Source organism: Ruegeria sp. A3M17 (genome assembly GCF_003318255.1).
Classification (GTDB): domain Bacteria; phylum Pseudomonadota; class Alphaproteobacteria; order Rhodobacterales; family Rhodobacteraceae; genus Ruegeria.
In genome coordinates, this window is sequence record NZ_QOCF01000007.1 from 23,758 (window position 1) to 39,885 (window position 16,128).

The following is a 16,128-nucleotide window of genomic DNA, read 5'->3' on the forward strand; positions in this document are numbered from 1 at the left end:
TTTACCTAGCCGACAGTGAAACGATGACAGAGATGAAACCCGTGACCGAAGCAACCGCCGTCAAGGCACCCGTCCTTCCGGACGCCCAGACCGTAACAGACGTCAAACATTGGACCGACAGCCTGTTTTCCTTCAAGGTCTCGCGTCCCGCCTCACTGCGCTTCCGCTCGGGCGAGTTCGTGATGATCGGCCTGCTGGGCGACAACGGCAAACCGCTGTTGCGCGCCTATTCCATCGCGTCGCCATCCTGGGACGAAGAGCTGGAGTTCTATTCAATCAAGGTGCAGGACGGCCCACTGACATCGAAACTGCAGCACATCAAACCGGGTGATCAGATCATCCTGCGGCCCAAGCCTGTTGGCACGCTGGTGCATGACGCCCTGCTGCCCGGCAAACGCCTGTGGTTCTTTGCCACCGGCACCGGTTTTGCGCCCTTCGCCTCGTTGCTGCGCGAACCGCAGACCTATGAGGATTACGACGAGGTCATCATCACCCACACCTGCCGCGAAGTGGGTGAATTGGAATATGGCCGTCAGCTGATCGAAAGCATCCGTCAGGACGAGATGCTGGCCGAACTGATGGGCGAAGGCTTTGCCGACAAGATCCGCTATTATCCAACCACCACACGGGAAGAGAGCCCCAAGATGGGCCGCATCACCGAATTGCTGAAAGACGGCACGGTTTTTGCTGATCTGGGCATCGAAGGCGGCATCAAACCGGAAACCGACCGCGCGATGGTCTGCGGGTCTTTGGCCTTCAACCTGGACATCAAAAAGATTCTGGAAGAGTTCGACCTGCGCGAAGGTGCTAATTCCGAACCCAAGGAATTTGTCATCGAAAAAGCCTTTGTTGGTTAACCCGATGCACCGGATCCGGGGCATTTGGCCCCGGACTGGCGAAAAACCTCTGACAAACCCCGACTTTTCGGACTGGCCTGCACTTATGCCGCTTGAATCGGCGTGCAGGCCAGTCTAAATTCCGGCCTTGAATTTCTGCAATCATCAAAGGAATGAACCCATAGCCCGCAGACCTCACAACGCGCCGCCGCAAAGAGACACCGGCCCCCGCGTCAATGATAAGATCCGTGCCCCCGAAATCCGTCTGATCGGCGCTGAAGGTGAAAATGTCGGGGTGGTTCATCCCGCCAAAGCCATGCAGATGGCAGTTGATGCCGGTCTTGATCTGGTCGAAATTTCGCCCAACGCAAACCCGCCGGTCTGCAAAATCATGGACTTCGGTAAGTTCAAATACGAGACGCAGAAACGCGAAGCCGAAGCCCGCAAAAAACAGAAGATCATTGAGATCAAAGAGGTCAAATTCCGACCCAACACTGACACTCATGATTACGACGTGAAAATGCGGAACGTGTTCAAATTTCTTGAAAACGGGGACAAGGTCAAAGTGACCCTGCGTTTCCGCGGCCGTGAAATGGCGCACCAAAATTTGGGTCGTGAGCTTTTGGAACGTGTTGCAGCCGACACCAAAGAGATCGGCAAGGTTGAAAACATGCCGAAGATGGAAGGCCGTCAGATGATCATGCTGATCGGCCCGCTGCCACAGAAATAAACCCCTGTGCATATCGCATTCGAAACCCTGTCAGATCAGCTCTGACAGGGTTTTTTTGTTGGTTCTATGGTACAGGCCAAGCGGAGCTTCAGCCGGGGATCGAGGTCGAGATCGCCCGACTAAGTTTGCCTACAAGCTCGTCTATCTGCGCGTCTTCAATGATGAACGGCGGGGCCAGCAGGACATGATCCCCAACCCGACCATCCCGCGTACCGGCCATGGGGTAGCAGATCAGCCCCTCGGCCAAAGCGGTTTTCTTGATTTTGCCCGCAACGCCGTGAGCCGGATCAAACGGCGTTTTTGTTTCGCGGTCAGCCACCAACTCCAGCCCGCGGAAAAGGCCCCTGCCGCGGATATCGCCGACATTCGGATGCTGTCCGAATTCGGCCTGCAACGCCTCTTGCAGCTTGTCGCCCATGACGCCGGCGCGCGCGGGCAACGCGCGCGTGGTCAGCTCGGTGACAACGGCTAGAGCCGCGGCCGTCGCAACCGGGTGACCGATATAGGTGTGACCATGCTGAAAGAACCCGGACCCGTCGCGGATTGCATCATAGATTTTCCCGGTGCACATCATCGCACCAATCGGTTGGTAACCAGCGCCCAACCCTTTGGCAATACACAGAATGTCCGGCGAAATTCCATCATGATCGCAGGCAAACAAATGCCCGGTCCGCCCCATACCACACATGACTTCATCAAGAATCAACAGAACGCCATATTGGTCACATATCTGGCGAATACGCTGGAAATACCCCTCTACTGCGGGAACCGCACCCAGCGTTGCCCCCACGACGGGTTCTGCCATGAACGCCATAACCGATTCAGGACCCAAGCGCAGGATCTCGGCCTCCAACTCATTCGCGACGCGCTGGCCGTAGTCAAAGCTGCTCTCGGCATCCGGCTTTTCAGCGTATTCGAAGCAGGGCGCGATATGTGTCATCTCGATCAACATCGGTGCAAATTGCGCGCGTCGCCATTCGTTACCTCCAGCCGACAACGCGCCCAAAGTGTTCCCGTGATAGCTCTGCCGCCGCGCGATCACCCGGCGACGCTCGGGCTGGCCAATTTCAAGAAAGTACTGCCGCGCGAGTTTCATCGCCGCCTCGGTCGCCTCGGATCCGCCTGAGACGAAATACACACGCTCCAGATCACCAGGCGCGTGTTCCACCAACAGATCAGCCAGCGCCTCGGCAGGTTCGGATGTCATGAATCCGGTATGTGCAAAAGCGATCTGTTCGACCTGCCGCTGCACGGCCTCGATAACCGCCGGGTTCGAATGCCCGAGGCACGACACCGCAGCGTCACCACAATCCAGATAGCGTTGCCCCTGATCGTCGATCAGGTAACACCCGTCGCCCCCAACGGCGACCGGCAGGTTCGATTTGGTATGACGAGGAAAAACATGGCTCATTGCTGAGGTCCTTTCAAAACCGCGACCAGCGCCGAAACCGACGCTGCGTTGTTCGCCCAGGCACTTCCGTCCTGGTCGGTCAAACTGTTTTCAAAACCAACCCGCACATCCCCGCCATGGTCCGCAGCCTTTTTTAGGCAAGCATGTTCCTGCTTTCCGAATGCACAGACCATCCAACTGGAGTGGGTTTGCGGAAAGTGATCAAGGTCTTCTGGTGCGGATTCCTGCCCCGAGGAGTATCGCCCCAGAACCAACAGTCGATCAGTTTGCCCGTCGCGGACGATCCCGCGGGCTTGCCAGTCTGCCAGAAGCGCAGCATCTGCATCGTCATAAAGAATATGCTGAACACGCGTTCCCTGCTCGGCACACAGACCGTAAACACTATCCGCGAGGTCCGGCGCGCGCGCGATTTCCCGGATTGAGATCGAAGCCCATTTTGGCTTTACGTGCTGCAAACAGTGCAATTGGGCCGGGACATCAAAGATACCCGCCGCCTCGGTCGTGATCTGAACATCCATCTCTGGCACGGCACGACGCAACTCGGACATCGTCTCAAGATAACGCCCGGCATCCAGAGAATGCTGCCCCTGATCATCGCGCACATGCAGGTGGATTCCATCTGCACCGGCTCGAAAAGAGCTTTGTGCAGTCGATACGATCTCCTGCACCGACACCGGAAGCTGAATGTGATCCGCATGCCCCCTCCGGGCACCGTTCGGCGCCACCAGAACATAGGGCGTATGCGATTGCGGCAGTGATTTGGACATAAGAGCAACCTTTTCAACTTTTAACCCAGTTAAAGATCTTACGCGCGTTTTCAATTTACATTTTTCATAACATTTGTTTTCTTTCGCGGATGACCAGAACTTTGAACCAACTCACCGACGCCCTGCGGCAGCAGATCGACCAGTTGCCTCCCGGATTGCAGATGGCGGCAAAATACATCCTCGACCACCCCGGAGATTTCGGGCTGGACTCAATTCGAGAAACCGCAGCAAAGATCGGGGTCAGCTCGAACGTTCTGGTCCGGCTGGCGGATCGGATGGGTTATGACCGCTTCGACAGCCTTCGCGCTCCGTTCCGCGATGCGTTGGTCACGGATGGCGAGGATCATCTGAGCCAAAGCTGGCTTGCCGACATGCAAGACGGTGACGCATTCAGTGCCGCTCAGGCAAAACTTGCCCAGAATGCACAGAACGTCGTCATGCGATCCCTGCGGTTAATGAACCCTGAACGCGTCAGGCAGGCGGTTGAAATTATGACGTCTGCTGACAGGTGCTTTGTCACCGCCACCCGCGCCAGCTATGCCTTGTCTTACTATTTTTCCTATACCGGACGCATGGCGCACCCCGGTCTCCAGCTTATTCCGCGCCACATGGGGTCCGCCGCAGATGATCTGTTGGACGCAAGCCCAAACGATTGCCTGATCGCCATCACCGTCCACCCCTATTCCGCTGACACCATCCAATCCATGCGATTGGCGCGACGCATGAACATGCCGCTCATCCTGATTGCCGACAGCGAAGTGATCGCACCCGGGATCGAGCCGGACGTGGTTTTCCCGGTCAGCACGCGATCTCTGCACCACTTCTCAAATTATGCCGGCGCCATGGTGGTTCTGGAATGCCTTCTGGGTCACCTGTTTCAAGCCGGCGGCGACGCCGCGCGCGATCGCGTGAACAATTACCAAAAGTCCCGAGAAGACACAGGCGCATACTGGCAACCATCCCAGCCGCCCAGAATAAGACGGGCATAAAAAAAGCCCCGGCACAAGGACCGGGACTTTTTTGACTGTTTACAGCTTACATGCAGGCTTCAATGGCCCGCTTGGTCATTACACTGACCAGATGCGCGCGGTACGCCTTGCTGCCGTGCAAGTCGGCAATCATATTCGCGGGATTGATGCTCAGCCCGGTCAAGGCATCCGGCCGAAACTCCTTGTTCAGGGCTTCCTCAGCCTCGGACCAGCGGAACACACCATCCTCACTGGCCCCTGTCACGGCAACGCGAACACCATCGGCGAAACGTGCCAGATACACTCCGACCAGCGCAAAGCGCGATGCGGGTTGCAGAAACTTCTGGTAGCTGGCCGCTTGTGGCACCGGGAAATTGACCGTGGTGATGATCTCACCTTCCTCCAGGGCTGTACTGAACAAACCCTCGAAGAAATCATCTGCTGCGATTTGGCGCGTATTGGTGATAATCGTCGCACCTGATCCCAAAGCGCCCGCCGGATAGCAAGCGGCCGGGTCATTGTTGGCCAGTGAACCACCGACTGTTCCCCGATTGCGCACCGCAGGATCGCCGATCTGCCCGGCCAGCGCGGCCAACGCCGGATAGCTGCCGGCGGCCTCCGACGCCACCGTCGCGTGGGTTGTCGCGCCACCAATGGCCACCGACCCGTCATCCTCAATACAAACGCCCTGCATGTCGGGAATCCCACCCAACGACACCAACGTAGACGGCGACGCCAATCGCTGTTTCAGCGTTGGGATCAGCGTCTGGCCGCCCCCCAACGCCTGTGCATCCTCGCCTCCCAACGCCGAAACGGCATCAGCAACGGTCGAGGGTTTTTCAAACTCGAAATTGTACATTTCGCTTTCCTTTCCGAAAGGCGCAGATCCGCCCTTCATCTGGCTGTAAATATCCCGGGGGTCTGGGGGCAGAGCCCCCAGCCTACCCGACCAATCAGCTGTTCATCGCCGCCCAGACGCGAGACGGGCTCACCGGCATATCGATGTGATCGACCGCCTTGCCGCCCGAGTTCAGCGCATCCAGCACCGCGTTGACCACCGCCGGCGGCGAGCCAATTGCACCGGCTTCACCGCAGCCCTTCACACCCAATGGGTTATGCGTACAGGGCGTCTGGCTGGAATGGTCGACACCATAGAACGGCACGTCGTCCGCGCGCGGCATCGCGTAGTCCATGAAGGACGCGCTCAGCAGCTGACCGTTCTCGTCATAGGCACAATTCTCAAGCAAAGCCTGACCTATTCCCTGACCAATGCCACCATGCACCTGACCGTCGACAATCATCGGATTGACGATGTTGCCAAAGTCATCTGCGGCATTGAAAGCCTCGATGGTGACCTGACCAGTCTCGGGGTCAACCTCGACCTCGCACGCATATGCACCGGCCGGGTAAGTGAAGTTGGCCGGGTCGTAAAACGCGGTCTCCTCCAACCCGGGTTCGACTTCCAACGGGTAGTTGTGTGGTACATAAGCCGTCAGGGTTACATCACCCCAGGCCACCGACTTGTCGGTACCCGCGACGCTAAACTCACCGTCTTTCAGTTCAATATCCGCCTCGGACGCTTCCAGCAGGTGGGCGGCGATCTTCTTGGCCTTCTCGATCACCTTCTCGGTCGCTTTGACCATGGCCGAACCACAAACGGCCAGCGAGCGCGAGCCATAGGTACCCATGCCAAACGGGATCTTTGAGGTATCGCCATGCACAATCTCGACCATTGACTCATCAATGCCGATCATGTCGGCCACAACCTGCGGGAAGGCGGTTTCGTGCCCCTGCCCGTGGCTGTGTGCGCCAACCATGACGCTGATCGAGCCGGTGGCGTTCACCCGAACAGTTGCGGCATCATAAAGACCCGCGCGGGCCCCTAGCATGCCGACGATGTTCGAAGGCGCGATACCGCAGGCCTCGATATAGCAGTTGATGCCCAGACCGCGCAGCTTGCCGTTGGCTTCGCTTTTCGCACGACGCGCGGCAAATCCCGCCAGATCGGCAGCGACCTCAAGCTTGTCCATCGTCCCGTTGTAATCCCCGGTGTCATAGGTCAGTGCGACCGGAGTGTCATAGGGGAACTGAGTGATAAAGTTCTGACGGCGCAGGGCAATCGGATCAACGCCCAACTCGCGTGCGGCTTTGTCCACCACGCGCTCCAGTTGATAGGTCGCCTCAGGGCGGCCCGCGCCGCGATAGGCGTCCACCGGCACCGTGTTGGTGAACATCGCCTTCACGTTCACCTGAATGACCGGCGTCTTGTAGTTGCCTGCCATCAAGGTGCCGTGCAGCCAGGTCGGAACCGAGCTGGAGAAGGTCGACAGATAGGCACCCAGATTGGCATAGGTGTTGGTGCGCAGGCCGATGAAGTTGTTGTCTGCGTCCAGTGCCAATTCGATCTTGCTGACATGGTCGCGACCATGGGCATCCGACATGAACGCCTCGGACCGGCTGGATGTCCACTTGACCGGACGGTTGCAGGCCTTGGCGGCAAAGGTGCAGAACGCTTCTTCCGCATAGTGAAAGATCTTGGTGCCAAAGCCGCCGCCCACATCCGGGGCCACGACGCGCACTTTATGCTCGGGCAGACCCAAAACAAAGGCGCACATCAGCAGACGGATCACATGCGGGTTCTGCGAGGTGGTAAAGAGCGTGTAATCACCCGTACCCGGCTTGTACTCACCCACTGCCACACGCGGTTCCATCGGGTTGGCCACGAGCCGGTTGTTGACCAGATCCAGCGTCGTGACATGCGCGGCATTGGCAAAGACCTCGTCGACCTTGGCGTCGTCAGTCTCACCCAACTGCCAGTCATAGCAGATGTTGTTCTTCAGATCATCGTGGATCAGCGTTGCCCCATCCAGTGCGGCGGCCTTCATGTTCATGACGGCTGGCAGTACTTCGATATCCAGATCGATAGCTTCGGCCGCATCACGGGCCTGTTCCAGACTGTCAGCCACAATGGCCGCAATCGGGTCGCCCACATGGCGAACTTTACCCTGCGCCAGAATCGGGTGCGGCGGCTCTTGCATCGGCGCGCCGTGCTTGTCGGTCACTTCCCAGCCGCAGGGCATCCCGCCCACGCCTTCGAAGTCTTTACCGGTGAAAACCTTGACCACGCCCGGCATAGCTTCGGCGGCTGAGGTGTCGATACTCTTGATGCGGCCATGCGCAATGTCGGACCGCAGGAAATGTACATAAGCCTGGCCATGTACGTTGATGTCGTCGGTATAATTTCCCGCTCCGGTCAGAAAGCGTACGTCTTCGCGTCGCTTGGAACTGGCTCCGATGCCACTGTCTTTGGGCATTGCTTGTTCTCCTCCCATAAACGGATGCGTGTGCACCCTATGTCATCCCACGGGCGTTTATTTGGACGCCCGCAGCGGCATCATTCGGCAGCGATGCTGCTGACGTCCTGACCCGATGCGGCCATGATCGCCTTGACGATGTTGTGGTATCCGGTGCAACGGCACAGGTTGCCTTCCAGATATTTGCGCACTTCGGCCTCAGTCGGGCGCGGGTTCTCTTTCAACAGCGCGGCCGCGCTCATCACCATGCCTGGCGTGCAGAAACCGCATTGCAGGCCATGGTGGTCCTGAAATGCTTGCTGGATCACATTCAGCGAACCATCCGCGTTGGCCTGGCCTTCGATGGTGCCGACATCGGCCCCGTCCGCCTCAAGCGCCAGCATGTTACAGGATTTCACCGCCTCGCCGTTCACATGCACCACGCATGCGCCGCACTGCGCGGTATCGCATCCGACATGAGTGCCAGTCAGCGACAGGTGTTCACGCAGAAAACCGGACAACAACGTCCGGCCCTCGACGTCACCGCTCACGGACTTTCCGTTCACAGTCATTGAGACCTGTGTCATAGATTCCTCCCATTTCGTATTATTCTTCGTCCCGAGTTAAACACGGGAAAATTTGTTTGAGAACAAAAATATTTAGCACCAATATCCGACGTTCGTCGGGGTCGTCTTTTCTTTCATAGCCACCTAATAAGAAAAACTATATTGCGCCTCATCACCGTTTGCGCGCAGATCTCGGTTGCGGTCTTGTTGGGATTTCTTTCAGCAGCCCGCCAACGCCCATCGCCGCAATATCTGCGCCGGTTGTCTCGATCCCGCATGCAACGCGCGACAAGACCCAGTCCGCTCCGTTCAACGCAGGCGAACGGGCACATCCGGGAAGTCCAATCACCGGCTTGGAGCCTAGTGTTCCAAGAAACAGCAGATTACCAGGATCGACAGGCATGCCGAACCTGTCCACCTGACCACCCGCAGCGCGCACAGCCTGGGGAGCAACATCAAATGCATCAGAGGTGGCAGAGCCGGTCAGGATCATCACGATGTCGCCCACCGCCGCTGAAATGGCCTGCGACAGCGGTTCGGCCTTGTGTGGCACGATCCGCACGTCGCTGAGGTCCATGCCAAGGGCCTCAACCCGGCCCCGAATGGCGGCGATACCTTTTTCGTTTGGCGGACCGCCCGGAATATCCGTAACGATCAATCCTGCCGATTTGTGTACAGGGGCCGTCAGACGAATCGAAGCTTTGGCCAGACCGGCGGCTTGCACGACGTCCTCTTTTGAGACCGCATAGGAAATCACCTTGATCGTGGCGACCATCCCGCCCGCGCCCATCTGTTGATATTGCGGCACGGTCGCGACCGTTATCATCGGATTGACGCAGTTGAACGCCTGCAATGCCCCGACATCTAATTCCACGACCCCCGGACCGTCGGCCAACAAGTTAACGCGCCCGGTAAACGGCTGCGTCACCCGCAAACCTGCGGCTTGCGGATCAGGTGCAAGCGCCGCGGCCAGCACTTCAGCGGCCTCGTCTTCGTGGCAATCTCCGGGCTCGAGCTGTGCAACCGTGACGTCGCCAAACCCTGCAGCAGTTAGCTGAGCGCAATGTTCGGCCGTCAACAGCAGTCCCTTGCGCAGTTTGGTGTCCTGAACCTGAACGGAATGCGCAAGGATCGCACCAGTGGCCTCAGCGACAGGAACCGGGCCGAACTTCACGCTTTGCCCCGCAACACGGCTGTCATTTGCGCAAGGATTGCCACCGCAATCTCGGACGGATCCGCAGCGCCGATGTCCAATCCAATTGGTCCGTGGATCTGGGCAATCTGCTGGTCCTCAAACCCCGCTTCTTTCATACGCGCAACCCGCTTGGCGTGCGTTCGCGTCGAGCCCAACGCTCCGATGTAAAACACGCCAGCCTTCAATGCGATTGCCAAAGCCGGATCGTCCAGTTTTGGGTCATGGGTCAGCAGGACAACAGCCGTCCGCGAATCTACACCCAGCTTGGCAATGGCCTCGTCCGGCCAATCGGTCAGGATGGTTTCCCCCGGGAAACGGGCGCTGGAGGCAAAGGCGTCGCGCGGGTCGATGATGGCCGGATCATATCCGGCGATCCGGGCCATCGGAACCAACGCCTGTGCAATGTGCACCGCCCCCACAATTATCAAACGTAGTGGTGGGTTATGAACCGCAACGAACGTTTGTCCGTCCTCTTCGAACCCGGATCGGTCCATACGCATTCGGATCGGATAGGCGTTGCGACGCAATGCCCGGTGCCCGGATTCGATGCTTACTTCATATGCAATGGGTTCACGCCGCGCGCGGGCATCGATCAGATCGCGCAGCATCCGTTCAGGCATCACCGAACCAATCGGCTCCACCAACACACGGATCGTACCGCCACAGGCCAGACCCACGGCAAAAGCATCCTCGTCGCTGACGCCAAATTCCAGCAGACGCGCCTCACCCTCGTCCATCGCCTCAAGCGCTTCGACGATGACCGCGCCTTCGACACAGCCGCCAGACACCGAGCCTTCAATCCGACCGTCTGCGGCGATCACCAACTGTGCGCCGACGCGACGCGGCGCGCTGCCCCAGGTCTCAACTACAGTTGCCAGCGCGGTTGGATGACCCTCAGCATGCCACTTCAGGGCCGTCTCTGGGCTGTTGTCGAATCTGTCCATTGCACCCTCCCGGCGTGTTCTGAACCAACATAGGCAGGTTTGGCGCAATGAAAAGTAAGCCTTAAGGCGAATACCGGATGTTCAGCCTGTCTGTTAAACTCAGAATTGCATCGGCGTATACAAGCCCAGATTACCAAGCAGCCCACAAATCATTGATTGCACCCGGTCCAGATTCTAGCCTACATGCGTAGCTGCTGCATTCCAGTATGCGCATATTAATTTTTGACAATGGAGACAGAGAGTTGAAACGCATTTTTACACTCGGAATGGCACTTGGCCTGTTCACCGCAAGCGTTGCATCCGCAGACACGTTCCTGCGTTATGGCGAGGTCGAAGGTTGGAAAGTATTTATTGACGAGGACAAGAAGTCTTGCCTGATCGAAGCTGTTGATGACGCTGAAAACGTCGTTCAGATGGGCCTGACCGAAGATCGTGGTGTTGGCTATGTTGGCGTGTTCACCAAAGCCAAGACCGATATCAAGCGTGGCGAGAAGGAAGCCGTGGCGGTCCTGTTGGGCGACAATATCTATGTCGGCGAAGCGACCGGAATGAAGGGTAACATCACCAAAGGTTATTCGGGTGGGTACGTCTTGTCCGATGACCCTCAGTTCGCGGACGACCTGGCCAAGCAGAAAGTCATGGTTGTGTTCCCGGAAAAGGAATTCGCCTTTACCGTTGACCTGACCGGCACTTACAAGGCCATGGAAATGGCGCGCAAGTGTAACGAAGAACAGCTGAGCTGATACTCAGTCGGAAAGCGCGGTCATCAACCGCGCTTTCTCACCCACGTCATCGGGTTTTGAGATGACGGCAGCCAGATCTTCCAGCGACGCAAACGAATGGCCTGCACGGAAACTGTCCACATGCGGCAGCATGGCCGCGACACCCTGCGCCTTGGGCGCGAATCCATCCCACCGCAGCAATGGATTCAACCAGATCAGACGGCGCGCGGACAGGTGCAGACGCTCCATCTCTTTACCAAGCGCCCCGGGGTCTCCCCGATCCAGCCCGTCCGAGATCAATAGGACCACAGCACCCTGCCCCATGACCCGCCGCGACCAATCGCGGTTGAACGCGTGCAGACATTCGCCAATCCGCGTTCCCCCTTCCCAATCCTGAGCCTCAGCCCCTGCGGAGGCCAGCGCGGCATCGACATCGCGCTGCTGAAGATGACGGGTGATATTCGTCAGACGCGTCCCAAAGGTGAATGCGTGAACCTTGGCCCATCCTGCCCCTTTGGCGTTCGACACCGCATGCAGGAAATGCAAAACGATCCGGCTGTACTGACTCATCGAACCCGAGATATCGCAGAGCACCACAAGATTGGGCCACCGAGGTTTGGGCTTTAGCTTGGCTATATCCCGCAATTCCCCCCCCTGACGCATCGCGGCGCGCAATGTCCGTGCCCGGTCGATGCGATGCCCCAGATGGCTGGCCTGACCGCGCCTGGATTCTATGGGCTTCACCGGGAGAGCAAGCCGCGACAGCATGCGCTTAGCTTGCGCGATCTCGGTGGTGCTCATCTGCTCAAAGTCCAGACTGCGCAGACGTTCCTCGGAGGATGCCGTTTGCGAGGCGTCGATCTCTAACTCGGTTTCTTCTTCCTGCTCAGCCACCTCGGGCAAATCACGTTCAACCCCGTCCAACAGCGCCTCGGCCGCGCGCTTTTCGGCCGCGTCAGCCTCGCGTTCTTCCTGTACGCCGCGAATGGCCGGTAGCATCATGGACATCATGTGCTCAAGATATCGGGGGTCACGCCAATAGAGGCGAAAGACCTGCGCAAATAAAGTGCGGTGTTCCGGGCGGTTCACGAAACAGGCGTGCAATGTCCAATAGAAATCCTGTTTTTCCGTGAACCCCGCCGCCTGTACCGCACGAATAGCGTCAACAACGCGCCCGGTTCCGATCGGCAACCCGGCCTTACGCAGCGCCCGTGCAAAATGAGTGATGTTTTGCGCCAGCTTGGGGTTGTCCGGAATGTCGATCGGAAGCTGTTCAGCCATCAGGCTGGTTCCAGCGACGCTTTGGCTTGATCCAGTATTCGTTTCGCCTCGGACCCCTGCAATTTCTGGATGTCGTCCTGGTATTTCAAGATCGCACCCAGAGTGTCTCCGATCACTTCCGGGCTAAGGTTGATGACGTCCAGCGCAAGCAGGCATTTGGCCCAATCTATCGTCTCAGCCACACCCGGTTTCTTGAACAGGTCTTCGGTGCGTAGATGCTGAACAAAGGCCACGACCTCACGACTAAGCGCTTCGGCAGCTTCCGGAGCGCGCGCGTGCAGGATTTCGATCTCTCGGTCGAAATTGGGGTAGTCGACCCAATGATAGAGGCAGCGTCGTTTTAATGCATCATGCACCTCACGTGTGCGGTTCGAGGTGACGATAACGATGGGCGGCTCCGGTGCTTTGATCGTGCCCAGTTCAGGAATTGTGACCTGAAAATCGCTGAGCGCTTCAAGCAGGAACGCCTCGAACGGTTCGTCTGTGCGATCAAGCTCGTCGATCAACAGGACCGGCGCACCATGCTCATCCGGGCGCATTGCCTGCAGCAGCGGGCGTTCAATCAGGTACTCGTCCGAGAATAGCTCGGTCTGCAATGTGCCCCGATCCGCCCCGCCCGAGGCTTCGGCCGTGCGGATCGCCACCATCTGCGCCGGAAAGTTCCATTCATAAACAGCGGAAGAGGCATCCAGTCCTTCGTAGCATTGCAACCTGATCAAGCGCCGGTTCAGAGCGGCGGCAAGGGCCTTGGCAATCTCGGTCTTGCCCACCCCGGCCTCACCTTCCAGAAACAGTGGTCGGCCCAGTTTCAGGGACAGGAACACCACCGTCGCCAGCGCACGCCCGCAGACATAGCCCTGTGAACCCAACATGGATTGAACGGCGTCGATGGAATCTGGCTGTGTCATGTTTCGATCTCTCCCTTGGCACAACAGGTCATGACCACCCGCGCGCGTCAAGGCCGTGTTCTTTCCGGGACTTACGACGATCGGACTGATTGACAAGGTCTGGAACCGAATTGAAGGTCTTTCACCGCCGGGTCCGCTGTGCTAGCGGAAGGCCATGACCGATACCCTCACGATCCGCCGCCCCGACGACTGGCATCTGCACTTGCGCGATGGCGCGATGTTGCAGGCCGTCCTGCCCGAAACCGCGCGTCATTTTGCCCGCGCGATCATCATGCCGAACCTTGTACCGCCCGTCGTACGCGGCGATCAGGCAGCTGCATACCGCAACCGCATATTGGCCGCGCTGCCCGAAGGCATGACGTTCGACCCGTTGATGACCCTGTACCTGACCGAGGATACGGACCCCGATGATATGGCAGCAGCCCATGCCAGCGGTTTGGTCAAAGCGGTCAAACTGTACCCGGCCGGCGCGACGACCAACTCTGCCTCGGGCGTGCAGGACTTCGACAAAGTGCGTCCGGTGCTGGAAAAGATGGCCGAGATCGGATTGCCCATGTGTGTGCATGGTGAGGTGACCGACGCCGAAATCGACATCTTTGACCGTGAGGCCGTGTTCATCGACCGAGTTCTTGATCCGATCCGCAAGGCCACACCCGGCCTGCGCGTGGTGATGGAGCACATCACGACCGCGAACGGCGTTGACTACGTCAAATCCAATGACAAGGATCTGGGTGCAACGATCACGGCGCACCACCTGATTATCAACCGCAACCATATCCTCGTTGGTGGAATCAAGCCGCATTACTATTGCCTGCCTGTCGCCAAGCGCGAAGAACATCGACTGGCTCTGCTGGCGGCTGCGACTTCGGGCGATGCGCGGTATTTCCTGGGTACTGACAGCGCACCCCACACCGACGCCAACAAGGAAATGGCCTGCGGGTGTGCGGGATGCTTCACGGCGACCAACACAATGTCACTTGTAGCCGAGATGTTTGACCGCGAGGGCGCTTTGGACAAGCTGGAAGGCTTTGTGTCTCTGAACGGCCCGGCCTTCTATCGCCTTCCGGTGAATGAGTTGACGATCACCCTGACCAAAGGCGAACCGGTAGAATACCCGGACAAGATCGACTGCGACGAAGGTCCGGTCACAGTGTTTGAACCGGGTTTCCCGCTACACTGGCGCGTGACTTAACCCGCCAGCATAGCAGACAAATCGCGGGCGCGGCCTCCGGTACGCAGCATCGACCAGATCGCGTCCGCGTCATCTGCTCCAATCAGCTTGTTGGCCTTGCCTCGCACGCGGTCCTCACGATCTGACAAGGTCATGGGGACTAAAAGGTCATGCGTGGCCTCGCGCGTTGCTCCATCCCGGCGCAACAAAGTCAGCTGCGCCTGTGTTTCCGCCAAACTGTCATCCGCTTCGACAGAGACTCGGTCCCGCAAGGACGTCAGGCGCGAGTCGGTGCAAATTTTGTCGGAATAGCTGCCGGGCAAGGCCGTATCATACCCAAGCGCTAGCATCGCAACCACCGTCCGATATGAGAACTTGGCCCCAAGACCAGTTGTCGGGGATGTCTGATTGCAGACGCTCATCCACCTTGGATGCGTCTTGATCTTGATCTCGGCGACTTCTGGTTCGGCGATATCCAGGTCGCGTGCTGCCTCAAGAGCGGCGTGCAATCCGTGGCAACAAGCATGAAACTTGTGACTGACGCCTTCAAAAAGCCATTCCGCGCCCAGCCCATCCAATGAGGCTGCAATGTCAGACTGTCCTTTATGTGTCGCGCCAAATCCATAGGACCCTTCCATCGCGTCTGAATTGGGATCGAATCCCGATGCCACCAACAAAGCAGCCTCAACCCCGGCAGAGGCCGCAAGACCCGCGTTATAAGGTTTCCCCATCGTTCCGAATTGCGCCTTTAGACCGGCGGCCCGAGTCGCTGTCAGGCCCAGAACTTTTCGCATCTGTTCGACGTCGAACCCCAGTATGCGCCCTGCAGCGACAGCCGCACCAAACGCACCGGACGTTGCCGTTTGGTGAAAGCCCGCCTGATAGTGATCCCGCCCCAGCCAGAGACCGATCCGAATGGATGTCTCCATCCCAACCAGCGCGGCCTCAAGGAAATCTACCAGAATGCGGTCGTCCCATTCGCTTAGGGCCAGCGCCGCCGGAAGGACGGCAACCGATGGGTGGCCGATATGGGCGAAATGTGTGTCGTCATAATCCAGGGCATGCGAAACGGTTCCGTTTACCAATGCAGCACCGCGCAAAGGTGCCCCACCTCCGCCAAAAAGGCGCGCTTGTTCCGCACCCTCTTCGCCGAGCACAATGTCGCGCACCGTCCGGGAAACAGGCTCATCAACTCCGGCACGCCCGACAGCGATCCAGTCCAAAACAGAAAGAGACGTAACGACCCGCGTCTGCAAAGTCGTCGTGATGGGCCCCGCCGCGAAGGCTGCCAGTGAAGTGGTAAAATCGGTCATGGACGCAGTCTAGCGACCGTCAA

General features: G+C 58.3%; 15 protein-coding genes. 5 read left to right on the forward strand and 10 right to left on the reverse strand.

Features of this window, described 5'->3' with window-relative positions; all coding sequences use genetic code 11:
* The first annotated feature begins 23 nt into the window (after positions 1 to 23).
* Entirely contained in the window at positions 24 to 857 is an 834-nt protein-coding gene (locus DS906_RS03635; RefSeq protein WP_113789088.1) for a ferredoxin--NADP reductase, read from the forward strand.
* Positions 858 to 1,017: 160 nt separating this feature from the next.
* A complete protein-coding gene (infC, locus tag DS906_RS03640; RefSeq protein ID WP_058278178.1) occupies positions 1,018 to 1,566 on the forward strand; it encodes a translation initiation factor IF-3 in 549 nt (182 codons plus the stop codon).
* 88 nt (positions 1,567 to 1,654) lie between these two features.
* Here infC and DS906_RS03645 read toward each other — a convergent pair whose 3' ends face one another.
* Both DS906_RS03645 and DS906_RS03650 read right to left on the reverse strand, forming a co-directional pair.
* The gene (locus tag DS906_RS03645; protein WP_113788884.1) at positions 1,655 to 2,977 is read right to left on the reverse strand and encodes an aspartate aminotransferase family protein; all 1,323 of its coding nucleotides are present in this window, start codon (positions 2,975 to 2,977) and stop codon (positions 1,655 to 1,657) included.
* Entirely contained in the window at positions 2,974 to 3,744 is a 771-nt protein-coding gene (locus DS906_RS03650) for a 3-keto-5-aminohexanoate cleavage protein (protein ID WP_113788885.1), read from the reverse strand. The genes DS906_RS03645 and DS906_RS03650 overlap by 4 nt, the downstream gene beginning before the upstream one ends.
* An 89-nt stretch (positions 3,745 to 3,833) precedes the next feature.
* On the opposite strand from DS906_RS03650, the gene DS906_RS03655 reads away from it, so the two are divergent.
* Entirely contained in the window at positions 3,834 to 4,733 is a 900-nt protein-coding gene (locus tag DS906_RS03655; RefSeq protein ID WP_113788886.1) for a MurR/RpiR family transcriptional regulator, read from the forward strand.
* A 46-nt stretch (positions 4,734 to 4,779) separates the two neighbouring features.
* Here the strand turns inward: DS906_RS03655 and DS906_RS03660 are convergent, their stop codons facing one another.
* The 5 genes from DS906_RS03660 to DS906_RS03680 all read right to left on the reverse strand — a co-directional run bounded on the left by DS906_RS03660 (position 4,780) and on the right by DS906_RS03680 (position 10,710).
* Positions 4,780 to 5,571 (reverse strand): xanthine dehydrogenase family protein subunit M, encoded by a 792-nt coding sequence (locus DS906_RS03660; protein WP_113788887.1) that lies wholly within the window; start codon positions 5,569 to 5,571, stop codon positions 4,780 to 4,782.
* Positions 5,572 to 5,665: 94 nt separating this feature from the next.
* Positions 5,666 to 8,026, reverse strand: coding sequence for a xanthine dehydrogenase family protein molybdopterin-binding subunit (locus DS906_RS03665; protein ID WP_113788888.1), 2,361 nt, complete (start codon positions 8,024 to 8,026; stop codon positions 5,666 to 5,668).
* 80 nt (positions 8,027 to 8,106) lie between these two features.
* A complete protein-coding gene (locus DS906_RS03670) occupies positions 8,107 to 8,592 on the reverse strand; it encodes a (2Fe-2S)-binding protein (protein ID WP_108858746.1) in 486 nt (161 codons plus the stop codon).
* Between the two features lie 151 nt (positions 8,593 to 8,743).
* Positions 8,744 to 9,745: a molybdopterin-binding protein gene (locus DS906_RS03675; RefSeq protein WP_113788889.1), complete on the reverse strand. Its 1,002-nt coding sequence runs from the start codon at positions 9,743 to 9,745 to the stop codon at positions 8,744 to 8,746.
* The gene (locus tag DS906_RS03680) at positions 9,742 to 10,710 is read right to left on the reverse strand and encodes an XdhC family protein (protein ID WP_113788890.1); all 969 of its coding nucleotides are present in this window, start codon (positions 10,708 to 10,710) and stop codon (positions 9,742 to 9,744) included. The genes DS906_RS03675 and DS906_RS03680 overlap by 4 nt, the downstream gene beginning before the upstream one ends.
* A gap of 242 nt (positions 10,711 to 10,952) precedes the next feature.
* Between DS906_RS03680 and DS906_RS03685 the strand changes: the two genes are divergently transcribed.
* Positions 10,953 to 11,453: a hypothetical protein gene (locus DS906_RS03685; RefSeq protein ID WP_082637106.1), complete on the forward strand. Its 501-nt coding sequence runs from the start codon at positions 10,953 to 10,955 to the stop codon at positions 11,451 to 11,453.
* A gap of 3 nt (positions 11,454 to 11,456) precedes the next feature.
* Here the strand turns inward: DS906_RS03685 and DS906_RS03690 are convergent, their stop codons facing one another.
* Positions 11,457 to 12,713, reverse strand: coding sequence for a VWA domain-containing protein (locus DS906_RS03690; RefSeq protein WP_113788891.1), 1,257 nt, complete (start codon positions 12,711 to 12,713; stop codon positions 11,457 to 11,459).
* Entirely contained in the window at positions 12,713 to 13,621 is a 909-nt protein-coding gene (locus DS906_RS03695) for a MoxR family ATPase (protein ID WP_113788892.1), read from the reverse strand. The genes DS906_RS03690 and DS906_RS03695 overlap by 1 nt, the downstream gene beginning before the upstream one ends.
* Before the next feature lie 154 nt (positions 13,622 to 13,775).
* Here DS906_RS03695 and pyrC point away from each other — a divergent pair, with 154 nt between their 5' ends.
* Positions 13,776 to 14,813, forward strand: coding sequence for a dihydroorotase (gene pyrC / locus DS906_RS03700; protein ID WP_113788893.1), 1,038 nt, complete (start codon positions 13,776 to 13,778; stop codon positions 14,811 to 14,813).
* Here pyrC and DS906_RS03705 read toward each other — a convergent pair.
* A complete protein-coding gene (locus DS906_RS03705; protein ID WP_113788894.1) occupies positions 14,810 to 16,105 on the reverse strand; it encodes an MmgE/PrpD family protein in 1,296 nt (431 codons plus the stop codon). The genes pyrC and DS906_RS03705 overlap by 4 nt on opposite strands.
* Positions 16,106 to 16,128 lie beyond the last annotated feature (23 nt).

Coding starts and splice junctions, on each gene's coding strand:
- DS906_RS03695 (WP_113788892.1), bottom strand. CDS start 13,621: ATGACACAGCCAGATTCCATCGACGCCGTTCAATCCATGTTGGGTTCA.
- DS906_RS03665 (WP_113788888.1), bottom strand. CDS start 8,026: ATGCCCAAAGACAGTGGCATCGGAGCCAGTTCCAAGCGACGCGAAGAC.
- pyrC (WP_113788893.1), top strand. CDS start 13,776: ATGACCGATACCCTCACGATCCGCCGCCCCGACGACTGGCATCTGCAC.
- DS906_RS03650 (WP_113788885.1), bottom strand. CDS start 3,744: ATGTCCAAATCACTGCCGCAATCGCATACGCCCTATGTTCTGGTGGCG.
- DS906_RS03660 (WP_113788887.1), bottom strand. CDS start 5,571: ATGTACAATTTCGAGTTTGAAAAACCCTCGACCGTTGCTGATGCCGTT.
- DS906_RS03655 (WP_113788886.1), top strand. CDS start 3,834: ATGACCAGAACTTTGAACCAACTCACCGACGCCCTGCGGCAGCAGATC.
- DS906_RS03635 (WP_113789088.1), top strand. CDS start 24: ATGACAGAGATGAAACCCGTGACCGAAGCAACCGCCGTCAAGGCACCC.
- DS906_RS03670 (WP_108858746.1), bottom strand. CDS start 8,592: ATGACACAGGTCTCAATGACTGTGAACGGAAAGTCCGTGAGCGGTGAC.
- DS906_RS03690 (WP_113788891.1), bottom strand. CDS start 12,713: ATGGCTGAACAGCTTCCGATCGACATTCCGGACAACCCCAAGCTGGCG.
- DS906_RS03680 (WP_113788890.1), bottom strand. CDS start 10,710: ATGGACAGATTCGACAACAGCCCAGAGACGGCCCTGAAGTGGCATGCT.
- DS906_RS03645 (WP_113788884.1), bottom strand. CDS start 2,977: ATGAGCCATGTTTTTCCTCGTCATACCAAATCGAACCTGCCGGTCGCC.
- DS906_RS03705 (WP_113788894.1), bottom strand. CDS start 16,105: ATGACCGATTTTACCACTTCACTGGCAGCCTTCGCGGCGGGGCCCATC.